The sequence below is a fragment of the Sinorhizobium sp. NG07B genome, from assembly GCF_002532005.1.
GTDB classification, from domain to species: Bacteria; Pseudomonadota; Alphaproteobacteria; order Rhizobiales; family Rhizobiaceae; genus Sinorhizobium; species Sinorhizobium fredii_C.
Genome location: NZ_NWTD01000008.1, coordinates 88,661 through 110,082, shown reverse-complemented (window position 1 = coordinate 110,082; position 21,422 = coordinate 88,661). Strand labels below are relative to the sequence as shown.

Below are 21,422 nucleotides of genomic sequence, written 5' to 3'. Positions count from 1 at the left end.
GGAGACCCGACATGAAGACATTCACCCATGCGGCGGTATCACCGCCCGACCATGGAACGCCGGCAATGGCGCTCGGCAAACACGTCATACGCATGATGGCGGCCAATACAGGCGGCTCGTTCGGCATGCTTGAGGCCATCGTTCCGACCGGAGAAGGTCCGCCGCTTCATGTGCATGAGCGCGAGGACGAGTTCTTCCGTGTCCTGTCCGGTTGCTTCGGTTTCTGGTGTGCCGACGACTATGTCGAACTGGCGGAGGGTGGCTGCATCGCGCTGCCACGTGGTGTGCCGCATCGATTCCAGAACATTGGAGAGACGGAAGGCCACCTCATGGTCGTCGTGACGCCGGGCGGGTTCGAAGCCTTCTTTCCGATCATCGAGCTCTGCAAGCCCGAAACGCCCGAGCAGATCGCCTCCGTCGCAATGGACTTCGGCCTCACCTTCCTGCCCGACGAAGATCGCAAGGTCGCCTGATCTGGCGACGCGCCGACCTGAAACACAGCGCCGAGAACCTCAACAACGGTCGATCGAAAGGAGACCGAAGGATGACACACGTACCTTCAAACGAAAACGGAATGACCCTGACAGCCCGCCAGTTGGATACCTATCTCGCAAGGATCGGAGTCGACCGGCCGGTTGCTCTCGACCTTCACAGCCTGTCGAGACTGCACCGTGCTCACCTCATGACATTCACCTGGGAAGCGTTGGATGCCTTCATGGGGTGGCCTTCCTCGATCGCCCCGGCATCCGCCTTCGTCAAGATGGTGGAGGGCAGGCGCGGCGGCTGGTGCTACGAGATGAACGGTCTCTTCGGCGCCGCTCTCGATGCGCTCGGTTTCCGGGTGACCCGCCTTTGCGGCGGCGTTGATCGTGAAAAACTGGGCGACATTGCCATCGGCAATCATCTGACTCTCCGTGTTGATCTCGACCGCCCCTATCTCGCCGAGGTCGGCGTGGCCGACGCCATCATCGAACCCGTGCCGCTTGCTGTCGGACCGATCAGCCAGCGCGGTTTCGATTTTTCGATCATGCCGACGGAGGACGGCTGGCTGCGCTTCAACAATCATGCGCATGGCATCGCACACAGCTTCGATTTCCGGGCCGATCACAGCGACGAGCCCGCCATGGCCGCCACCTATGCCTGGTTGACGCGGGATCCAGGGTCGCCGTTCACAAACGCATTGGCAGTCCTGCGTCACACCGCGGACGGCTATGTCGCGCTGCAGAACGATCGCTTGCGCACCGTGACGCCCAACAGCGTCAGCGAACACCGCATCACAAGCGCGGCCCATCTCGCGGATACGTTTGAAACTGTTTTCGACCTCGACATTCCCCGGCCCGGACACGTCTGGGACAAGATCGAGGCGATTGGCCGCGATAAGGCGGCCTGAACAGGCGACACCCTTTCGACACTATGGACTCAAGGAAACATCCATGCTTCGCATAGCCGCATTCTGGATCGGCTTCGCACTGAGCACGGCTCTCGCCGGTGCCGCAGGTCTCGATGAGCAGGCCCCCGCCGGAGCCTACAAGACCGACCCGTCGCATTCGAGCCTCCTCTGGTCGTTCAACCATTCCGGCCTGTCGAACTACACCGCCCGCTTCACCGGCGTGGATGCGCGACTGGATTGGAACCCGATCAAGCCGGAAGCCTCCAAGCTGACGGTCGAGATCGACCCGATGTCGGTGCGGACCGACTATCCCTGGCCGGACCTGGTCGACTTCGACGCGAAGATCGGCGGTAACCCGGACTTCCTGGCCGGTAAGCAGATCCGGTTCGTCTCCAGTACGATACGGATCACCGGCGGAAGGACCGGGATAGTGGAAGGCATGCTGACCTTCCGGGACCAGACGCATCCCGCTTCCCTCAACGTGACCTTCAACGGATCCATGGCGCAGCATCCTATCATGAAGACTGCCAAACTCGGCTTCTCGGCCACCGGCACGATCCGCCGCAGCGAATGGGGCCTCGGCTTCGCCATTCCGGAACTGGGGGACGAGGTGAAGCTCGTCATCGAAACGCAAATGGTCCCGGCCGACTATGCCTTCCGCTGACGGTCCGGCGGGCGGTTCGACCTCGAACGGTGTGTCTCATAACCATAGTGAGAGGGGCCAAGTTCATCCCACAACCAAGGTGACAAGGCCATTATCGAGACCCGCTGGAGAGACGGATCTCAAAGAAAGCTGCCGCCATCTGTCATCCGCGGCAGCAATTTAAAGAATCTAATCCGCTTCGACGCCGCGCCTCCGCGTGCCGGCGAACGAAGCCTCTATGCCAAGACATACTCAGGAGGCACGAATGGCAAAATTTTTATTTGGCACGGACGGCGCTGACAGCCTGAAGGGCGATTTCGGTGGCGATCAGATATATGGCGTGGGTGGAAACGATACGCTCAGCGGCTCGTTCCAGGGCGACTTCATCTCCGGCGATACCGGCACAGACACGCTGAACGGCGACAGCGGCAATGACTTTCTCGATGGCGGCGACGAAAGCGACACCGTCAACGGCGGCTCCGGCCAGGACATGATCATGGCCGACGTGCCGCTTTCCGGCACCGGCGACATCGTCGATGGCGGCTCGGGTACCGACCGTCTCCTGGTCGACTATTCCGAGCTTACGGCGGGCGTGAGCATCGCGATCAAGGACTGGATCGCGCCGCAGACGCTGATCGGCAACGTCCAGACCACGAATGTCGAGGCCTTCAACATCACCGGCACCGAATTCGCCGACACGATCACCGGCGGCAACTATAGCGACGTGTTCACCGGCGGGGCCGGCGACGACAAGCTGACCGGCGGTCGCGGCGCAGACCTCCTGATGGGCGGGCTCGGCAAGGACACGCTGAAGGGTGGTTATGGGACGGATTTCATCAACGGCGACGACGATGACGATATTCTCACCGGCGACCAGGGAATGGACTTCCTTTCCGGCGACGCCGGCAATGACGATGTTCGCGGCGGCACCGGCGACGATTCCGTATCCGGCGGTATCGGCTTTGACAGTCTCTTCGGTGACGTCGGCAACGACTCGCTGGATGGCGGTGCCGGCGACGACAAGGTTGAGGGCGGGGCAGGAAACGACACGATCACCTACCGCTACGGCGAGGGCAAGGACACGATCACCGACGCCGGCGGCAATGACCGCCTGGTGCTGACGAACTTTACCGGCAATTTCGCCGCCAAGGCGGCGACGCTGGTCAACACGCTCGCCGGCGGCACCACCTTCATCGGCATGGAGAACTACACCATCACCGCGACTGGCACCGGCGCCAACACGATCACCACCAGCACCGGCACCGACATCATCGACAGCGCGGCGGGCGACGACATCGTCAATGCCGGTGCCGGTGACGATCATGTCAAGAGCGGTCTCGGCAAGGACAGCGTCGTTGCCGGCGACGGAACTGACCGGGTCGAACTGGGTGATGGCGGGGCAGACAAGGCCGACGGCGGCCTCGGCACCGACCATGTGTCCGTCGACCGGCGCTCGGCAACGGCGGACCTGAGCTTCTCTGCGACGGCGGCCGACGCGACGCTTTCGGAGGGGACGTCGCTCAAGAATTTTGAGCGCTACCAGGTGCAATTCGGCTCCGGGAATGATGTCATCAAGTCGGTCGGAAGCGCCCAGAGCGTGGCGTTCTACGGTTTTGCCGGCAACGATACGCTGATCGGCACGGCGGGCTCGGACACGCTTGATGGCGGCACGGGCAACGACAAGCTGACCGGGGGCGCCGGCAACGACAGCATCATCGACTTCGGCGGTACCAACGTCATCACCGCCGGCGATGGCAACGACACCGTCTCCGTCGGCGACGGCACCGACAGCGTGGCCGCCGGCAATACGGTCGATCTCGGCACCGGCAACGACAGCTTCAAGCGCAGTGCGTCTACCGGCAAGCTGACGCTCGACGGCGGCACCGGCACCGACTTCGCCTCGATCGACTTCGGCAAGTACACCGCCGGGACCAGCTTCACCCTGTCACCCTCCGTCACCGTCGCCAACGCGCCGGTCACGGTCAAGAACATCGAGCGGGTGGCGCTTTTCGGCGGCAGCGGCAATGACGTCTTCGACGGCGGTGGCTTGAACGACGAGCTTTACGGCAGAGGCGGCCACGACAGCCTGACCGGTGGCGCCGGCAAGGACGTGCTCGTCGGCAACCTCGGCAACGACACGCTGAAGGGCGGCCTAGGCGACGACACGCTCCATGGCGACAGTGCGAACGAGTATGGCGGCCTCGACAAGATCTACGGCGAGGACGGCAACGACCGCGTCCATTCCGGCCTCGGCGACCTTGCCGATGGCGGCACCGGCACCGACACGCTGAGCCTCGACGCGCGCAACCAGACGAAGGACATTTCGTTCAGCTTCGCGACCGGCAGCGCCACCGTCGATGCGACGACCTCCTTCAAGGCCTTCGAGGTGCTGACCTATCTCGGCAGCGCCGGCAAGGACACTGTCACCGGCGGCAAGCTCGGCGACCGGCTCGAGGGCAATGGCGGCAACGACACGCTGCGCGGCGGCGACGGCAATGACGTGCTCACCGACGGCGCCGGCAGCGACAGCCTGTTCGGCGACGCCGGCAACGACACGCTGACCCGCACCGTCTTCACCGGAACCGATGTCTTCGACGGCGGCATCGGTACCGACACGCTGTCCTTCAAGGATGCCGGCGACATCTCGGTCGTGCTCGACCTGCAGAGCCAGGCCTCGAACCGGGGCATGGCGCAGGGCCTGACGGTGAAGAACTTCGAGATCATCAACGGCAGCGCCAATGATGACGTCATCCGCGGCGACGCGGTTGCGAACACCTTGAACGGCGGCGGTGCCGACGACGTTCTCGATGGCCGCGCTGGTGTCGACCGGCTGAACGGCGGCGCCGGCGACGACTGGCTGACCGGAGGTGCCGGCAACGACCTGTTCGTTTTCGACCGCTCCGGCCGGGACGGCGAGGGCGACGTCATTACCGACTTCACCCGCGGACAGGACAAGCTGCTGCTCGACAAGAGCGACTACGGCATTGCCGCCGGCGACGCGACCGTCACGCTCGTCGTCGGCGCCGATCCGGTGGCGACGAGCAGCAAGGGTACCTTCCTGTTCGAAAGCGACAAGGGCCGGCTGTGGTTCGACGCCGATGGCAAGGGCACCGAGGCGGACCTCGAACTGGTGGCGATCCTCAAGAACGTCGCGGCGCTCTCGACCGGCGACTTCCTCCTCGCCTGACGAGAAGGATCCGCGATGAGCCCGTCCCGCGTCGGCGGGACAGGCGCTTCCGGAATTGCGGGGCAAGACCGAACCGGACCGCATCCAAGGTCCTGTTCCGTTGGAAACAGGAAAGCGCCCCGAGAGGCGCAATAGGTGCGACGGGAAGGATAGCATGCCCTCCCGTTATTCAGGGAGAGACGAATGGGAACGATTTTGGGTACGCTCGGCGACGATACGCTGATCGGCAGCGACCTCGAGGGCGACGTCATCGCCGGCTATGCGGGTGCCGACGTCATCAATGGCGGCATGGGCTACGACACGGCCAATGGCGATGGGGACAATGACAGCGTCAGCGGTTCATTTCAGGGGGACGACCTCTACGGCGGCGACGGTGACGACACGCTGAATGGTGACAGCGGAGACGATGTGCTGTCAGGGGAGGCCGGCAAGGATAAGCTCGATGGCGGCAGCGGTCGGGATACCTTCGTCGCGAACGGGGTCGACGAGCTTGTCGGTGACATAGTCGACGGCGGCTCCGGCACGGATACGGTGAGGCTCAACTATTCAGCGTATGACGCCGGGCTCGACATCGTTATCCAGGATTGGGCTTCCGTCCAGACCCTCGTCGGCGGCATGCAGATAAGCAATGTCGAGTCCTTTGTAATCACGGGGACCGGTTACGACGATCTGATAACCGGCGGCGCCTATGGAGATGTTTTCTGGGGAGGCGTCGGCAATGACGAGCTTTCGGGCGGCGGTGGCGACGATTCGCTGACGGGCGGCACCGGCGCCGACATGCTCGCTGGCGGTTCTGGTGCCGACCGCCTCTTCGGGGAGACCGGTACTGACGTCCTCTTCGGTGATACCGGAAATGACTGGCTTTACGGCGGTGACGACGACGACAAACTTTATGGAGGCGATGAGCAAGATCAGCTCATGGGCGACGCCGGTAACGACCTTCTCTCGGGCGGCCGCGGCAGGGACCAGATGTTCGGCGGTGACGGCGCGGACATGCTCCAGGGTGGCGCGGGCAACGACGTCCTCTACGGAGATCTCGGCGACGACACAATCGACGGTGGCGACGGTGACGACTGGCTGATGTACACCTTTGGCCAGGGCACGGACCAGATCACGGGTTCGGCTGGCAGCGATCGTTTGGAAATCGGGAACTTCACCGGCGACTTCACGGCCAAGGCGGCATCCGAAGTCAATACGCTCGACGGTGCAACGACGATTTCCGGCATCGAGCATTATACGATCTTCGCCGCCGGTTCCGAAGGGAACAACATCACCACCGGCGACGGTAATGACATCGTCTTTTCTTCGGACGGAAACGATACGCTCGTTCTCGGCGCCGGGGATGACATCGTCAGAGCGGGTAATGGAACGGACAATGTCACCGGCGGCAGCGGTAATGACGAGATAGATCTTGGCGAGGGCGGCGCCGATCAGGCCGATGGCGGCACGGGGACGGATTGGGTATCTCTCTACCGCTACTCCTCGACGACAGCCCTAACCTTCTCGGTGAGCGGCAGTACCGCCACGCTTTCCGATGGAACGAGTGTCACGAATTTCGAACGCTACAGGGTCCAGTTCGGCAGCGGCAGCGACCTGGTCACCTCCGTGGGCTCGGCTGGAACCGTGTGGTTTAGCGGCAATGGCGGCAACGACACGCTCATTGGCGGCAATGGGGCGGACAGGCTGAATGGTGGCGACGGCGACGACACGCTGATGTCCGGCGCCGGCGACGATGTGATCATTGACCTGGACGGCTCGAACACGATCAGCGCCGGGGACGGCGATGACAAGGTCTCCGTCGCGGATGGCACGAGCGGCGCCAGCAACAACAGCGTCGATCTTGGGGCTGGAAACGACAGTTTCGCGAGCACCTCCTCAAACGGAGTCCTCGATCTTGACGGTGGGGCCGGAATAGATGTCGCAAGCATCGACTTCAGCGGGACTTTGTCGAATGTCGATTTTGCTCTCTCGGCCGACGTGACCGCCACCAACGCCCCGGTCTTTGTCCGGAATGTCGAGCGCGTCCAACTCTTCGGCGGCGCAGGAAGCGACAACTTCGTCGGCGGCAGCCTCAATGACGAATTGATCGGCGGCGGCAACAACGACACCCTCAATGGCGGCGCCGGCGACGATACGATATCGGGTGGTGCCGGCAACGACAGATTGAGGGGCGGCGCGGGCAATGACATCATCCGCGGCGCGGGCCTCGCCGGTACCGAGGGCAAGGACGTGATCTATGCCGAGGACGGCAATGACACGGTCTATATCGGCATCGGCGACAAGGCGGACGGCGGTGCCGGAACCGACGTGCTGAACCTCGATCTCACGGGTCAGACGCGGGACACCCACTTCACGTTTTCCGGCGCAGCGGTCATTGTCGACACGGGGACATGGTTCAACGGCTTCGAAGCGCTCGAGTTTTCGGGCGGCAGCGGCCGCGACAGGGTGAGCGGCGGTAATCTCGGCGACACGTTCAAGGGTAACAACGGCGACGACATTCTGCACGGCGGAGGCGGGAACGACACGCTCCGCGACGGCGCTGGCGACGATCAGCTCTTCGGGGATGCCGGCGACGACCTTCTCATCCGCGATGATCAATCGGGCAAGGATGTGTTCGACGGCGGCACCGGTCTCGACACGCTCACCTTCGGCGACAGTTCGTCGTCGGTCGTTCTCGATCTCCAGGACCAGGCGGCGAACAGGGGCGTGGCGCTCGGCCTCATGGTCAGGAATTTCGAGATCATCAAAGGCAGTGGACTCGACGACGAGATCCGCGGCGACGCGAGTGGCAACATCCTTCATGGCGGGAAGGGCGACGACTTGCTCGATGGCCGCGCCGGCAACGACACGCTGGTTGGCGGCAAGGGCGACGACTGGCTGACCGGCGGTGCCGGCAACGATCGCTTCGTATTTGATCAGGATGGCTTCGATGGCGAGGGCGATGTCATTACCGACTTCACCCGCGGCTTGGATAAGCTCGTGATCGAACGCGTCGGCTTCGGCATCGCAGCGGGCGACACGGGCGTGACGCTCGTGACCGGGACGGATCCGGCCGCCACGAGCGGGAAGGCCACACTCCTTTTCGAGACGGACAATGGCCGCCTCTGGTTCGATGCGGATGGATCCGGCACCGACGCCGACCCTCAGCTCGTCGCCATCCTGCAGAACGTCACGACACTTTCGACGAGCGACTTTATGTTATTCTGACGGCTCTTCGCTATTCCTGGTCCGAAGCCTGGGGCGGCGGGCATCCCTCGGCTCTTTTGTTCAGCGGGACGAAAGGAAGACAATCTCGGTGATCGTTCGCCGCTTTCAAGTGGTTTGATATGGTTCAGTGCCAAGCACAACGGCCATGACTCGGAAGGCCGGTCTCCAAAACTGCACGATGGCCACGGCGGGGACTTCAAAGACGCCCTTTTGACGCTTCTCCACCCATCGCAGAGAGGCAGAGGGGAGGATTTCGTCGCCTCGCCGCGCTCTGGGGATGTCGTCGCCGCAACAATCAGATGCACCTCTTTATTGGCATGTGGGTGACCGCCGACGGCTTTATCCGTCACGAACTGTTGCCGAACGGCCGTTACGACGAGGCGCGGGGAAACCGTAAGAGCGCCTACCAAGGCCGGTATGAGGTAACCGGCGAGCACATTGAATATCGGGACGACACCGGCTTCACTGCCGATGGTAACTTCATCGATGGCGTGCTGCATCACGCAGGGATGGTCCTCTATCGCGAGCCGTAGATCAGCGGGTGCCCTGGCAGGGTAAATATTTCTGCATTTCGGCATCGCGCCGTTGCTGCCATTGCTGCCATTGCTGCCTCAGCTTGCTCCTGGACATGCCTATGGGCTCATCGAGTCGACTTTGAGGATACGTTCGGTGCGGAAATGACGGAAGGCTTGTTTCGATTGGCACCACGCGATCAAGAGGCTGTGCGTATCGGCATAGCCGAGAAGCACAGGCCAGACGATGCGGCTGGTGACCGCCCCATTCGCCGCGCGATAGTCGATCTCAAGCTTGCGGCCTTCCCGGATCGCCAGCCTGAGCGGCCGCGTGTCGAGTGTCACATCACCGCTAACGGCATCCGTTTTGATGCCGACGGCGGGTTGGGCAATATAGGGAAGAAGGTCCTGCGGCATAACCGATGTGATCTTGGCCATCCCGGCCCTGCTGTGCGCATGGCCACAACCCCGCGATACTAACCGGCATCGGTTGCGCTCGAGACGGTAGCTAACGACAGAAGCGTTCCTTGGGTCATCCCTGCTCGGTCGTGAACATCCCGGCGCGGGCGGAATGAGCGAGCTCCAGTGCCTGCGGACCGGGCAGGGGGCGTGCGATCAGGTAACCCTGCGCCTCATCAAAGCCTTCTGCCTTGATCAGGTCGAACTGGTTCTTGCGCTCCACGCCTTCTACCGTCGTTACGATGCCGAGTGAGCGGCCGATCGCGGCAACCGCTCGAACAATTGCCAGGGACTCCCGACCTTCCGGGAGATCGGTGATGAAACTGCGGTCGACCTTGATTTTATCGAACGGAAAGGTTCTGAGATAACCAAGCGAGGAGAAGCCGGTCCCGAAATCGTCAATTGCAATCTTTACGCCGAGTCGTCGGATCGCCTTCAGTGTCTGAAGATTGCCGTCGCAGTCGTCGAGCAACACCGTCTCGGTGATCTCCAGCTGCAGGCGCGAGGCATCCAGGCCCGTCTCATCCAAAATGCTGCACACGCTCGCGGCGAGGCGCCGGTTTCTGAATTGCAGCGGTGAAAGGTTGACAGCCACACCGATATGGGAGGGCCACTTGACCGCTTCGGTACAAGCCTGACGAAGGATCCACTCGCCAAGCGGACCAATCAGGCCGGTTTCCTCGGCAACAGGAATGAACTCGGCCGGCGACACCTGGTCTCTTTGCGGATGTGGCCAGCGCGCCAGCGCCTCAAATGTCGTAATCTCGCCTGTATGAAGGTTGACGAGCGGCTGGTAGTGGACTTCCAGATCGCCGTTTTCGAGCGCCTGTCGCAGTGAAACTCGCATTTGCTGCACCGCCTGCAGATGCGCATCGATTCCAGGCTCATACTGGACATATGTGCCACGCCCGTCGGACTTGGCCCGGTCGAGCGCCACGTCTGCAGCCTTGATCAGTTCGTCGACCGGCTGGCCACTCTTCGGAGCAGCCGCAAGTCCGACAATAACCCCAAGATCGACATGCGTGCCGGCGAGTTCATACGGTACTTCGATGACATCGATCAGCTGCTGGGCCAGCAAACGGGCCTCAGCATCGCTATTGATCCCAACGCGCAAGACGACAAATTCGCCGCCACCCAAGCGACAGAGGATGTCGGATTGCCTAAGACAGTTTTGTAGCCGTTCAGCCACACGGCGCAACAGCAGGTCGCCGGTAGCGCGACCATAGGCGTCGTTGACCGCCTTAAAGCCATCGAGGTCAAGGCAGAGAACTGCGATTCTCGTCCCCGGGGCGATCTTGTCCGACAGGCGCTCGAACTCCTCGCGCAGGAACTGACGGTTCGGCAAGCCGGTCAGCGCATCGTGGCGCGCCATGTGATGAATTTGCTTCTGCGCCAGCAATCGCTCCTGTTCCGCGTTACGGCGTTCGGTGATGTCGAGCGCAATGCCGACGAAGCCGAGAAACTTGCCGTCCGTTGCAAAGCGCGGTTGTCCTATGTCGATGATCCAGGCCGAGCCTCCGCCGGCGCGTTTCAGACGATATTCCATCTGGACGGGCTTGCGGCGGTGGAAGGCCTCGTAAAAGGCTCTATCGACAGCGTTCCGGTCATCGGGATGGACGGCATTCAACCAGCCTTTTCCGGCCGCCTGTTCGGCGGTCTGGCCGGTCGTCTCGAGCCAGAGCCGGCTGTGGTAGTCGTCTTCGCCGTCTTCGCCAGTCGCCCAGATCATCACCGGCGCGTCGTCGGCGATTGCCCTGAAACGGGCCTCGCTCTCCTTCAGGGCTTCGAACATTTTGCGACGATCATCGATGTTCTCGACTGTGCCGTACCATCGACGGATGCTTCCGTCTTCGGTCCTGCGGGCGGCGGCACGACCGCGGAACCAACTGTAGCCGCCCTCCGCGGCCGCCAGGCGGAACTCGATATCGAGCGGCTCTCCGGTCTTGAGCGATTTCGACCACTCTCGCTGAACGTCGTTCAGGTCGTCGGGGTGCATCGCCTTTGCCCATCCCCCTGCGAGAGCTTCCTTTGCGGCAAAGCCGGTATTTTCCCATCGCGGACCCATCTCCAGAACCTGTCCCGATGGATCTGCCGTCCAAGGCACCTGCGGATGCAGTTCCACAAGCGAGCGATAATGCTCCTGGCTAGCCTGAAGCTCTGCCTCCACTCTTCGCTGTTCGGTGACATCCAGGATCGCCGCGACTATGATCTTTTCGCTCGAGTCCGTTCGCGTCAGCTCGGCTCGGCATGTCCGGATCAGAAGAGACCTCAGCTCTCCTCCCGCTTGGGCGATATCTTCCTCGACCGATCCTCCGGTACAAAGCACGCGCTTATCGATCGCGCGGATCCGATCCGCTTCCGCCGCCGGCCGAATGTCGTAATCCGTGCAGCCGATCAGGTCGCCCGATCTTCGACCAACCAGCGCGCAAGCCGCCTCGTTGAGGAAGCGGAAGCGAAACTGCTCGTCCTTGACAATAATGGGTAGCGGGATTGCGTTGAGGAGGACCTCGAGATCGGCGCCGAAAGTCAAATGCTACTCCGATGATCTCAGTTGCGGTTTCTGATAGCGCCTCACATGACGGTGGCAGAAAGCGCGTTGCCGATATCGGCTCCGCAGCAGCGAGCCGGGATATGATCCGTGTTTCAGAGGCGAAATGGCGCGCACTGGCACCTTTTCAACACCCTAGAGTGGCAGCAGTTAACAAGAAAGTGAGGGCTCGGTCCTGAACGAAGGTGCAAACTTTGCAAATCACATGAGGTTTGCCATGGATTCCGCGCTCGTCGTGATAAGGTGTTGAAGGGCGCCTCTGCCGATAGGCGGCTTTGTTAACCCGTCTTTCGCTCGGGCGAAAACAGGCTTCGAACCTATCCCGGTCACAAAGATGACCGGCCGGAAACAATAGCTGCTCGGCTTGCTCAAGGTGGGATTATGAAAACACCGCGGAAATTCCTGGCCCAACTGACGTCGCGGCGACCGTCGGCGAACGCGCAACAGAGTTCGATCGGGAATAGCGCCGATTCCAAGGCTTTGGAGAGCGAAGCGGAGCATACGCCCGCACTGCGGCTGAGTTTGAGGGTCGCTGCCGGCCCACCTGCTCCTGATGAGGAGGTCTCGATTGATCACGCGTCGATGGCATCGGAGGATAAGGCGAAAGGCGATGACGATGTCGCGCAGGCGCCAAAACAGGCGATTGTTGCTGAAGCGGCTCACACAACTGCGCGTCATCAGGTCGACCATTCAGGTGCCGAAGCGAATTCATTGGTTCCCAGAAGCGCGGCAAGCACAAAGTCGCATGGCAAACCGCGGGTCAAGCGTCGAGAACGTGGTAAGAGCGCCAACGGCGAGTCGACTTCGCAGAGCGCTGTCGCCCCAAAGCCCCATCAAAGCTTGCAGGCCTCGTCTTCACGTGACTTGTTCTTCCATGGGATTGTGAATGACCTCACTGAGAAGTCGATCCGAAACGCTTCGATCCGCAGCCTTTGGAACGAGGTGCCTCAGTGATCAAGAGTGAGATACTTGAGCGCCTCTCTCGCACAGACGGCCTTCGCCTCGGGATAGAACCCTTGCTTGATGACAAGCAGATCGGAGAGATGACTGTCGATCTGAGGCTCGGATACGATTTTCTCGTCTCGATTGTCACCCGGCGGCCCTATATTGTGTGGCCCGCGACGATGAGCGCTTCAGACCGATATCCACCTATTTTCAACTCACACGGCGAGAACTCGGTGAACGCTTCATTCTGTATCCGGACCAAGTCGTGCTGACGACGACGTTGGAATACATCGCGTTGCCCAGCGATTGCTATGCGGATGTCCTGACCCGGAGCAGCTACACCCGTCTCGGTATCTCGGTGAGCACAATGGTCCAGCGCGGATTCCGGGGGTGCTTTTCGATCAAGCTATTCAATCACGGCAACAATCCGATCGAGCTCGTCGTCGGTGCGAAGATGTTTCAAATGCGCCTCACGAAGCTATCGGATGGCCTGAGCTACGGCGGATTAGACAGAAAATACTTCGGAAATGTGAGGCCGACTCCGTCGCGCTCGGCAGACGATGACGACGTCCAAAAGCTCAAAGCGATCTCCGAGAGGCAACGACATGTCCCGAGCGAACCGGAAACGCTGATGTCAGCTGAAAAAAAGATGCAACTTCAGACTCGATAGTATGTGGTCGCCGACGGCAACCTCGGCTAGCTTGACCGCAATTCGCTTGCATGCCTGTGCAAACTGGGTTGAAGGCAGGCGCGGGACAGCAGATTTGGAAGAGTAGATGAGCGCGCCTAATGACCTTCAAACCGGCGGCGTTGATTCAGGCTATGCTTGGCTGCGGCTGGTGCTCACGCTTGTTCTCGGTACTGTTGCCTGCGTCGGCAACTGGTCTGTCGTGGTGGTGCTGCCGACCCTCCAACTCGAATTCGACACACTGCGCGGCGGCGCATCCTTGCCCTATACCTCCACGATGCTGGGCTTCGCCTTGGGCGGCGTGGCAATGGGGCGGCTGGCCGACCGGGCAGGCATCGTGGCGCCTGTGCTGATCGGCGCGGCTCTGCTGGGTGTCGGCTATGTGGCTGCGGCCTTCGCCAGCAACATCTTGCAGTTCACCGCGATTTCCGCCGTGATCGGCCTCGGCTCCGCCGCCGGCTTCTCGCCGTTGATCTCCGACCTTTCCCACTGGTTCCGCAAGCGGCGAGCGCTCGCCGTCACCTTTGCCGCCTCGGGCAGCTATCTTTCCGGTGCGGTGTGGCCACTTGTCATCGAGCATTTCCAGACGACGCAGGGCTGGCGCGCCACCCATATCGGCATCGGGCTGTTCGTCCCCCTGGTGATGGTGCCGATCGGCCTTTTGCTGAGGCGGCGCCTGGAGACCGCCGCCTTCGCGGAGGCGGAGGCTGCGACCGAAGCGGCGCGCAGCGAACTCGGCCTCAAACCGAACGTACTGCAGAGCATTCTTGTCGTCGCGGGTTTTGCCTGCTGCATGGCGATGTCGATGCCGCAGGTCCATCTCGTCGCCTATTGCGGCGATCTCGGTTATGGTGTCGCCGTCGGCACGCAGATCGTTTCGCTAATGCTTGGCCTCGGTGTCGTTAGCCGTCTCGTCTCCGGCGTGGTCGCGGACCGGATCGGGGCTGGCCCTATGCTCATCCTCGGCTCCTCCATGCAAGCCGTGGCGCTGCTTCTCTATATGTTCTTCGACAGCCAATCCTCGCTGTATGTGATCTCCGGGCTGTTCGGGCTGTTCCAGGGTGGCATCGTGCCGATGTATGCGGTGATCATTCGCCAGTTCCTCCCGCCACGCGAGGCAGGAATCCGCATCAGCCTGGTGCTGATGGCGACGGTGCTCGGCATGGCCTGCGGAGGTCTTGCCGCTGGCTACATCTTCGACGCGACCGGATCCTACCGCTTGGCCTTCCTGCATGGCTTCCTGTGGAATGTCGTGAACCTCGCACTAGTGAGCGGGCTGATCCTTTGGCCGAAGTTGCGGCAGCGAAGGCGGTTAGCGACAGCGTCGTAAACGTTAGCAACGTCGAAAGGGGTCCAAATCGCCCTTGCGTCTCATGACGGAGATTTTCAATCACTTAGGTGATCCGCTTGACATGCCGTTGGTTCGAATCCCTTCAAGGCGACGGATGCACAGTCGGCTCCCGAAAGGGGCATCGCATCGATCGTCTCGGAAGGGTCGTGAGCGGAAGTCCGACCCTAAGGCCCCAAATGGCCGCTTTACTGAAAAGGCTGACTTCGGCGAAATCTGAACTGAACTATTGTACATCTGAAAGCCAAGCCACAAGTCGGTAGACCGATCGTCTCGATATCGAGAGCACCCCGACATAGGCCCGAAAGCCACGCTTACACGTAATTTCCTCCCTGTACTCATCGTCCGTCCCATTTCCGCTCGATCTTGCCTCGGCCGCGACCGCACCCATCTTTGTGGGGTTTTCGCTCGTGCGCCGTTCCCCACGCTCCGTGACCGTCCCGTGATGATGTCTGGAGAGAGGGTGCCTTGATCGGAACCCAATCCGTTCTCGCGAGTTGAGAGGCAGCCTGCAATACACCTTTTGGGAGGATGCACAATGATATCTATCCGCAAGAATTATCTCCTCAGCGCCCTCGCGGTAATCGCCATCATGGCCGGGAGCCCCGTTTTTGCTGAGACATTGAAATTCACGGCTAATCTGCAAGGATCGAGTGAGGTGCCGTCTAACGACAGCGCCGCCAAGGGTACGGGCGACATTACCCTGGACACAGCCACCAAAAAGCTCACCTGGACTGTGACCTCCAGCGGCCTGACCGGGCAACCCACGGCCGCGCATTTTCATGGTCCGGCCGGTGTGGGCGAGAATGCCGGCCCGGTGGTCGACATCTCCAAAGCCATTGCCTCCGGATCTGCCGAAATCACGGACGCGCACGTAGCGGATCTGCAGGCCGGAAAGTGGTATCTCAACATCCATACCGAAAAATTCCCGGATGGAGAGATCCGCGGGCAAGTGGAAAAAGCACAATAGTTCGAGCGCCTGTGGGCGCAAGTCGCGTCCTCCAAATCGGGAGACCCCGCATGGGCAGTGCAAAGGACAAACTGGCCGGCAAGGCCAATGAGCTCGCTGGTAAGGCCAAGAAGGCCGCGGGCAAAGCAACCGACAACGGCTCGCTCCGCGCCAAGGGGGCGGCGCAAGAGGCAAAGGGCGGTGCCCAGCAAGCCAAGGGAAAGCTAAAGGACGCAGTTAAAAACGCTGTCGACAAGACCTAAAGCATTCAAGCGCGGTTGATGCGAACCTGTTCCGGTGCCTGACGGAACAGGTTTCTAATATCGTCGTCCCCGCATCAGCGGGGGCTTTGCGTCACCGGAAGAGGCGGAAACCCTGCAACTGACGCTCGGAACGCCGGTGCTTCGAATAAGCGCGCTCAACAGCGACGGCGCCAACAATACGGCCGCGAGCGCAGACCGTAAAACCACAAACTGAGAGAATCAGCTATAGCACTCGGACGTTCTCAGCTCGCGATTTGCCGCTTGAAGTACAGGCGGTGGTGGAACCGCTGTCGTCGGGTTCTAAAGGGTTCCTTCCGACGGCATGTTGAGAGCAACTATTATGCATCTTTGAGCCCCATTTCTGCTCCGGATCGACTTCCAGCACAACGAATTTAGCGTGAACCTCCGTCCAAATTCGTCGCGCCGCTCAGCGATGAACGTTTCTGTGTCGTCCTTGGCCAGCAGACGCTCGTCTGCAGCCATATCGCTTTCCCGAAGGGCTGAGATGAGCTTCTCATGGAAGCTCAATCTCCACCATCCACCACGTGGTTGAGGCCGGGCCTTCCGCCGTCAGCGACATTCCGATCATCCGCTTCTTGCCGTCGTTCTGCCATTCTTGCTAAATTAGCCGTTTCTCCAGCTTAGTGGAGAGATTGCTATGTTTACCAAGTTCACACTAGTCGCCGTGATCCTAAGCTATCCTGGCTCCGCTATTGCAGCGTGCGATTCCGACGAGAATTGCTCTAGATGCCTCATTTCCGCGTTTGAAAGCTGCCAACCGACCTATGAGGCTGTGCGGCCCATCGTTGATGCCTATCGCTCTTCTCTCGCGCACCAGGCAACTGGTCGGTGGCAATCTCTTCCTTCCGAGTTTTCTGATCAGATCCGTGGCAAATTTCCCAGCATAGACCTCGATCATGTACGCTACGCTACAAATATCTTTACGGTTCATGGCCAAGCTATCACTATTGGATACCAGATCTATTTCCCCCACGAAATTGATCTGAGAGAACCGGATGGAAAGAGGCTTATGTATCATGAGTTGCAACACGTGGTACAATACGAGGATCGAGGCGGTGTAGAGCCATTTCTCGTAGAGTACATCGCGAAGGCGATAGGCAAGATAGTGGAGAAACGCAGTTTTAATGTTCACGACGACATCGATCTGGAAGCGGAGGCAAACAAAAAGGCGGACAGTGTGCACTCTGGTGGCTCAGCCTCAAACCTCTGAGGGTATCGATGGTGACAACGACCATGCCGACGCCAATTTGGTTTCAAGCCGAAAGGTCCTTGCCCGAAGATAGCGACGGTATCCTCGCCAGGAAGTGAGGCAGGGTTCAATGCGGCCCATGAGGCCCCGACGCCGCAGGAAATTGCTGCTTACTTCTGAAAGGAAAACTCACGCCGCTTGATCTCACTGTGACGGATTTGTAACCGTCGAGTGCAGCTTGGCGCGATGTAGAGCCAGCATCTCGGGCTCGGCGTCATCCATGATGGGGCACCTTCAGCCGTATCTGATCGGCGACGGCGCGTCATTGTGGCTGGCGTTATTGCGATCGAGCGCTGGTCGTCTTCGCAAATTGCTGCTTGTCAACTAACGCGATTCGGGGAAATCTCCGCCGGCCCGGGAGACGACCATGGCCGAGACTATTCACACGCCCGAACAGGCAAGCCGCCGCGAGTGGGTTGGCCTGGGCGTTTTGTCGATCGCATGCCTGATTTACTCGATGGACCTGTCGGTTCTGTTCCTCGCCGTGCCGGCGATCGTCGCGGACCTCGATCCGTCCGCATCGCAACTGCTCTGGATAAACGACATCTATGGCTTCATGGTCGCTGGCTTTCTCGTGACAATGGGAACCCTGGGAGATCGGATCGGCCGTCGGCGGGTCTTGCTGATGGGCGCCTTTGGGTTCGGCGTCGCATCTGCCTTCGCCGCGTTCGCAAACACCGCGGGGCAACTCATTCTGGCAAGGGCTCTGCTTGGTATCGCCGGTGCGACGATCGCGCCGTCCACGCTGTCGCTCATCGTCAATCTCTTCAAAAACGAGGCGGAGCGAAACAGGGCGATCAGCATCTGGGGCACGGCCTTTGCTCTGGGTGGCCTTGTCGGCCCCCTCATCGGCGGAATTCTGCTACAGTACTTCCACTGGGGATCCGTGTTTCTGATCAACGTACCGGTCATGCTCTTGCTTCTGGCCGTCGCCCCGTTTCTGTTGCCGGAATACAGGAATAACGATGCTGGCCGATTGGACCTGCTGAGTGTGGTGCTTTCGCTCGCGACAGTTCTGCCGATCATCTACGGCGTCAAGCATATGGCTGCCGACGGCTTTCAGTTTGCCCAACTCGTACATGTCGGACTGGGGCTTCTGGTGGGCCTTCTGTTTGTTCGGCGCCAGCGGCGCCTCAGCGACCCGTTGGTCGACCTCGCCCTCTTCCGGGTGCCAGCCTTCACGGCATCGCTGATGGTAAACCTCGCCGGTGTTTTCTTCGTCTTTGGCGTCTTTCTGTTTCAGAACCTCTTCCTCCAGCTTGTGCTCAGTCTGTCACCATTAGAGGCTGCACTTTGGTCTGCGCCATCGGCCTTCGTCTTCGCAGTCATGTCCTTTCAAGCCTACCGTTTCACCAACCGCTTCGGACCCGTCAGAACCGTGCTCGGCGGGCTGTTGATCAATGCAGCGGGAGCCGCCGCTATGGCTATCGCCGCTTACGCCGAGAGCTTGATAGGCATCCTTGGCTCCAGCATGATCATCGGCTTCGGCTTCGTCCCCGTCATTCTCACCACGACCGGCTTGATCGTGGGGACTGCACCGCCCGAACGGGCAGGCTCGGCTTCGGCCATATCGGAGACGAGCGCAGAATTTGGAGGCGCATTGGGAATCGCGGTGCTGGGCAGTTTGGCAACCTTGATCTATCGTATGGCGATGAACGGCGCCGACCTGAGCAGCCTCAATCCCGTGCAAGCCGAGGTCGTTTCTGCGACGCTTGCCGGCGCGGTCGAAACAGCTCAGTCAATGCCAAGTTCAGCTTCAGCTGTCTGGCTGGAGACAGCGAAGAGCGGCTTCTCACTTGGTTTTGCCACATGCTGCGTTGTTGCAACGGTGACGCTCCTTCTTCTCGCAATCATCGCACGGCGGGTATATGCCACAGCCCACATCGATGAGAGCACTTTGTCCCCTCATTGAGGCTCGCGCGTCCCCAACCGATCTATGCGAATGCTCTGACACGGCTGCTCTTGATCACTTGCGGCACTCATTCAAGTCACGCAGGTTAGGGTCGCCGAAGTTCGTCGTTGACGAACGATGTTCTCGTTCGGTGCTTAAAAGATCGCATAATGCATCAACGGGAACGTGCTACCCCTTCCCGTCTTCCCTGCGGCGGCGATGTAGGAGTTAAAGGGAACACCATCCATTCTTGCCAATTTTTGCCATTGCTGTTATGGTCTCTGGTATGGGCACGATGAACATTTCTCTACCGGACTATTTGAAGAGCTTCGTCGATGAGCAGGTTGCGGGGCGGGGCTACGGGACGAGCAGCGAGTATATCCGCGAACTGATCCGTCGAGATCAGGACCGTCTTTTTCTCCGCAGGCTTTTGCTTGACGGAGCGTCGTCCGCACAGACCGAACCGGTCGATAGGCATTATTTCAGCAGCCTTCGCGATCGAGCGCGTGGTCGGCACAGCAAGTGAATAGCAAAGCGATTGTTCCCCGAGAGCTTGCTCGCAGTGATGTCGAGACAGTCGTCGATTACTATGCTAGCGAAGCTGGATCCGAGGTCGCTCTCGGCTTCATCGACGCACTTCAAGCTGCTTATGAACTGATCGCAAGCCATCCGGAGGCCGGATCATTGCGGTATGCATACGAGTTGGGATTGCCTGATCTGCGGAGCGTTTCGCTGGAGCGATATCCCTATCTAATCTTTTATCGTGACCAGCCAGATTATGTCGACGTCTGGCGTGTGCTTCATGCCAAACGAGACATTCCGCAGTGGATGCAGGAGCCGGATAATTATTGAATGCAACTTTTCCGCAGACGTGGGGCTTTGAAAGATTGTCGGCCTGCGGCTCGAATCCACTCAAGGCGGGAGTACTTTCGCGTTTTCATTGCTTTTCGGCGTCGTCGCGCCGTTTGGAGGGCGATTTGCCTATGGATGTGGATATTGCGCCGCAAAATCATCGAAAGTATGCTTAGCTAAGTAAACCAAAAGGTTGAGAAGCGGCTCGAGATAAAGGGGATTTAATGTTGCTTGTCACAGCAAGCTGAAAGTCTTTTGTGCCGTAGTGGAAACCGGGAGTTTCGCCAAAGCTGCCGACCGCCTGGGCTATGTGTCGATCATGGCCCTTGAGCTGATTGGCCAAGGCTTGCAGGCGATCAGCGTTTCTTGCGGCGAGAATTAGCGAGTGTCCGGCTTCCGCAAGTCTTATGCACAACGGGACGCCAACTTCCGCCGGTTGCTCCCGCCACGTAAATTGGCGTATCGAAATCGCTGAGGCTCTAATCGCCGCTGGATGAAAGTTCAGTGGCACGTCACGCAGTCTCCCGCGACCGCATTGCTTCAGCAACTGCTGATTAGCTAATTTGATCTCAGCTCGGGCTTTTAGGCCCTCCGACCGCGCTGAGATCCGCCGTGCGACTCTAGGGAGGAGAGCCCCTTGGTGGCGTGATTTCTCACGCATTCCCCTCCGTCTCGCTACCGTCGTCCAGCTCGTGGAAGGGCAGAAAACCGTACTGCTCCATCCACTCGCGAATGATGAGGCGGATCAGCTCGTCCCGCGTCATCGCAAGTTCTTCGCAGGCGATAGCGATCGCCTCCTCGACGTCGTCATCGAAGATCATCAGAGTAAACTTTCAGCGTGCTAATGCCGTGGGCCACCACTCGAGATGACGCCCTTGCTTACGAGCCAGGCCTCGAACGTGCCCGGGCACCCCTCCTGAGCCCACATCCCGCGATACGAGAAGCCAAGGCCATGGGAGCCGCGCCCAGTGGCGCTGAAACCTTCCTCGGTGAGGCGTTCGGTTCCACCTGCTTTGATTTCGGGATGGTTCTTCTTCGCCCTTCTGATTTTCACTGCCTGTCCTCCTACGCAGTACAACCGAGAGGACTCAGGGTGTCACAACACAGGTCGCAGTCAAGGATTAGCGGCGCCGCCCAATTTGGGTAAGGGGCGCTCTGGATGGACCCGTTTGCCGGCTGCCGGTATAGTAAGAACGAAGGCTGGAGGTGAGCCGGATTAGGTGAATTCCCCGCATGAGCCGTGTGTCGTGGTATGATGGAGTGCTTTTCC

The 21,422-nt window shown here is 60.2% G+C and carries 17 protein-coding genes and 1 pseudogene; 15 read left to right on the top strand and 3 right to left on the bottom strand.

The features are described 5' to 3' along the window. Nucleotides 1-11: 11 nt before the first annotated feature. The 6 genes from CO664_RS22770 to CO664_RS22745 all read left to right on the top strand — a co-directional run bounded on the left by CO664_RS22770 (nt 12) and on the right by CO664_RS22745 (nt 8,960). Nucleotides 12-473 carry a cupin domain-containing protein gene (locus CO664_RS22770; protein ID WP_097539983.1) on the top strand — a complete coding sequence of 154 codons (462 nt, stop codon included), beginning with the start codon at nt 12-14 and terminating at the stop codon, nt 471-473. Nucleotides 474-544: 71 nt separating this feature from the next. Continuing rightward, a complete protein-coding gene (locus CO664_RS22765; protein ID WP_097539982.1) occupies nt 545-1,390 on the top strand; it encodes an arylamine N-acetyltransferase in 846 nt (281 codons plus the stop codon). Between the two features lie 43 nt (nt 1,391-1,433). Next, nucleotides 1,434-2,054 carry a YceI family protein gene (locus tag CO664_RS22760; RefSeq protein WP_037421643.1) on the top strand — a complete coding sequence of 207 codons (621 nt, stop codon included), beginning with the start codon at nt 1,434-1,436 and terminating at the stop codon, nt 2,052-2,054. A gap of 244 nt (nt 2,055-2,298) precedes the next feature. Continuing rightward, the gene (locus CO664_RS22755) at nt 2,299-5,220 is read left to right on the top strand and encodes a calcium-binding protein (protein ID WP_097539981.1); all 2,922 of its coding nucleotides are present in this window, start codon (nt 2,299-2,301) and stop codon (nt 5,218-5,220) included. 183 nt (nt 5,221-5,403) lie between these two features. Next, nucleotides 5,404-8,427, top strand: coding sequence for a calcium-binding protein (locus CO664_RS22750; RefSeq protein ID WP_097539980.1), 3,024 nt, complete (start codon nt 5,404-5,406; stop codon nt 8,425-8,427). 299 nt (nt 8,428-8,726) lie between these two features. After that, nucleotides 8,727-8,960, top strand: a complete 234-nt coding sequence (locus tag CO664_RS22745) for an Atu4866 domain-containing protein (RefSeq protein WP_037421648.1) — start codon at nt 8,727-8,729, stop codon at nt 8,958-8,960. A gap of 1 nt (nt 8,961) precedes the next feature. Here CO664_RS22745 and CO664_RS22740 read toward each other — a convergent pair. Beyond that, nucleotides 8,962-9,377: pseudogene (locus tag CO664_RS22740) on the bottom strand (WYL domain-containing protein); the annotation flags it as partial. 94 nt (nt 9,378-9,471) lie between these two features. Beyond that, a complete protein-coding gene (locus CO664_RS22735; RefSeq protein WP_037421650.1) occupies nt 9,472-11,928 on the bottom strand; it encodes an EAL domain-containing protein in 2,457 nt (818 codons plus the stop codon). A 399-nt stretch (nt 11,929-12,327) separates the two neighbouring features. Between CO664_RS22735 and CO664_RS22730 the strand changes: the two genes are divergently transcribed. The 9 genes from CO664_RS22730 (at nt 12,328) to CO664_RS22685 (ending at nt 20,152) form a co-directional block, all read left to right on the top strand. Further along, nucleotides 12,328-12,900 (top strand): hypothetical protein, encoded by a 573-nt coding sequence (locus CO664_RS22730; protein ID WP_097539979.1) that lies wholly within the window; start codon nt 12,328-12,330, stop codon nt 12,898-12,900. Nucleotides 12,901-13,057: 157 nt separating this feature from the next. Continuing rightward, entirely contained in the window at nt 13,058-13,561 is a 504-nt protein-coding gene (locus tag CO664_RS22725; RefSeq protein WP_202859982.1) for a dCTP deaminase, read from the top strand. Between the two features lie 106 nt (nt 13,562-13,667). Then, a complete protein-coding gene (locus CO664_RS22720) occupies nt 13,668-14,909 on the top strand; it encodes an MFS transporter (protein WP_097539978.1) in 1,242 nt (413 codons plus the stop codon). Nucleotides 14,910-15,465: 556 nt separating this feature from the next. Beyond that, nucleotides 15,466-15,897, top strand: a complete 432-nt coding sequence (locus CO664_RS22715) for a CHRD domain-containing protein (protein ID WP_037421656.1) — start codon at nt 15,466-15,468, stop codon at nt 15,895-15,897. Nucleotides 15,898-15,947: 50 nt separating this feature from the next. Continuing rightward, the gene (locus CO664_RS22710) at nt 15,948-16,139 is read left to right on the top strand and encodes a CsbD family protein (RefSeq protein ID WP_097539977.1); all 192 of its coding nucleotides are present in this window, start codon (nt 15,948-15,950) and stop codon (nt 16,137-16,139) included. A 658-nt stretch (nt 16,140-16,797) separates the two neighbouring features. Further along, complete coding sequence (locus CO664_RS22700) at nt 16,798-17,370, top strand: DUF4157 domain-containing protein (RefSeq protein ID WP_097539975.1); 573 nt, start codon at nt 16,798-16,800, stop codon at nt 17,368-17,370. A 406-nt stretch (nt 17,371-17,776) separates the two neighbouring features. Next, a complete protein-coding gene (locus CO664_RS22695; protein ID WP_097539974.1) occupies nt 17,777-19,321 on the top strand; it encodes an MFS transporter in 1,545 nt (514 codons plus the stop codon). Nucleotides 19,322-19,550: 229 nt separating this feature from the next. Then, nucleotides 19,551-19,826, top strand: coding sequence for a type II toxin-antitoxin system ParD family antitoxin (locus CO664_RS22690; RefSeq protein ID WP_097527316.1), 276 nt, complete (start codon nt 19,551-19,553; stop codon nt 19,824-19,826). Next, the gene (locus tag CO664_RS22685; protein WP_037424502.1) at nt 19,823-20,152 is read left to right on the top strand and encodes a type II toxin-antitoxin system RelE/ParE family toxin; all 330 of its coding nucleotides are present in this window, start codon (nt 19,823-19,825) and stop codon (nt 20,150-20,152) included. The genes CO664_RS22690 and CO664_RS22685 overlap by 4 nt, the downstream gene beginning before the upstream one ends. A 653-nt stretch (nt 20,153-20,805) precedes the next feature. Here CO664_RS22685 and CO664_RS22680 read toward each other — a convergent pair. Continuing rightward, nucleotides 20,806-20,973 (bottom strand): hypothetical protein, encoded by a 168-nt coding sequence (locus tag CO664_RS22680; protein WP_083854263.1) that lies wholly within the window; start codon nt 20,971-20,973, stop codon nt 20,806-20,808. Between the last annotated feature and the right edge of the window lie 449 nt (nt 20,974-21,422).

Coding starts and splice junctions, on each gene's coding strand:
- CO664_RS22760 (WP_037421643.1), top strand. CDS start 1,434: ATGCTTCGCATAGCCGCATTCTGGATCGGCTTCGCACTGAGCACGGCT.
- CO664_RS22680 (WP_083854263.1), bottom strand. CDS start 20,973: ATGATCTTCGATGACGACGTCGAGGAGGCGATCGCTATCGCCTGCGAA.
- CO664_RS22715 (WP_037421656.1), top strand. CDS start 15,466: ATGATATCTATCCGCAAGAATTATCTCCTCAGCGCCCTCGCGGTAATC.
- CO664_RS22700 (WP_097539975.1), top strand. CDS start 16,798: ATGTTTACCAAGTTCACACTAGTCGCCGTGATCCTAAGCTATCCTGGC.
- CO664_RS22755 (WP_097539981.1), top strand. CDS start 2,299: ATGGCAAAATTTTTATTTGGCACGGACGGCGCTGACAGCCTGAAGGGC.
- CO664_RS22770 (WP_097539983.1), top strand. CDS start 12: ATGAAGACATTCACCCATGCGGCGGTATCACCGCCCGACCATGGAACG.
- CO664_RS22765 (WP_097539982.1), top strand. CDS start 545: ATGACACACGTACCTTCAAACGAAAACGGAATGACCCTGACAGCCCGC.
- CO664_RS22730 (WP_097539979.1), top strand. CDS start 12,328: ATGAAAACACCGCGGAAATTCCTGGCCCAACTGACGTCGCGGCGACCG.
- CO664_RS22720 (WP_097539978.1), top strand. CDS start 13,668: ATGAGCGCGCCTAATGACCTTCAAACCGGCGGCGTTGATTCAGGCTAT.
- CO664_RS22745 (WP_037421648.1), top strand. CDS start 8,727: ATGCACCTCTTTATTGGCATGTGGGTGACCGCCGACGGCTTTATCCGT.
- CO664_RS22750 (WP_097539980.1), top strand. CDS start 5,404: ATGGGAACGATTTTGGGTACGCTCGGCGACGATACGCTGATCGGCAGC.
- CO664_RS22710 (WP_097539977.1), top strand. CDS start 15,948: ATGGGCAGTGCAAAGGACAAACTGGCCGGCAAGGCCAATGAGCTCGCT.
- CO664_RS22695 (WP_097539974.1), top strand. CDS start 17,777: ATGGCCGAGACTATTCACACGCCCGAACAGGCAAGCCGCCGCGAGTGG.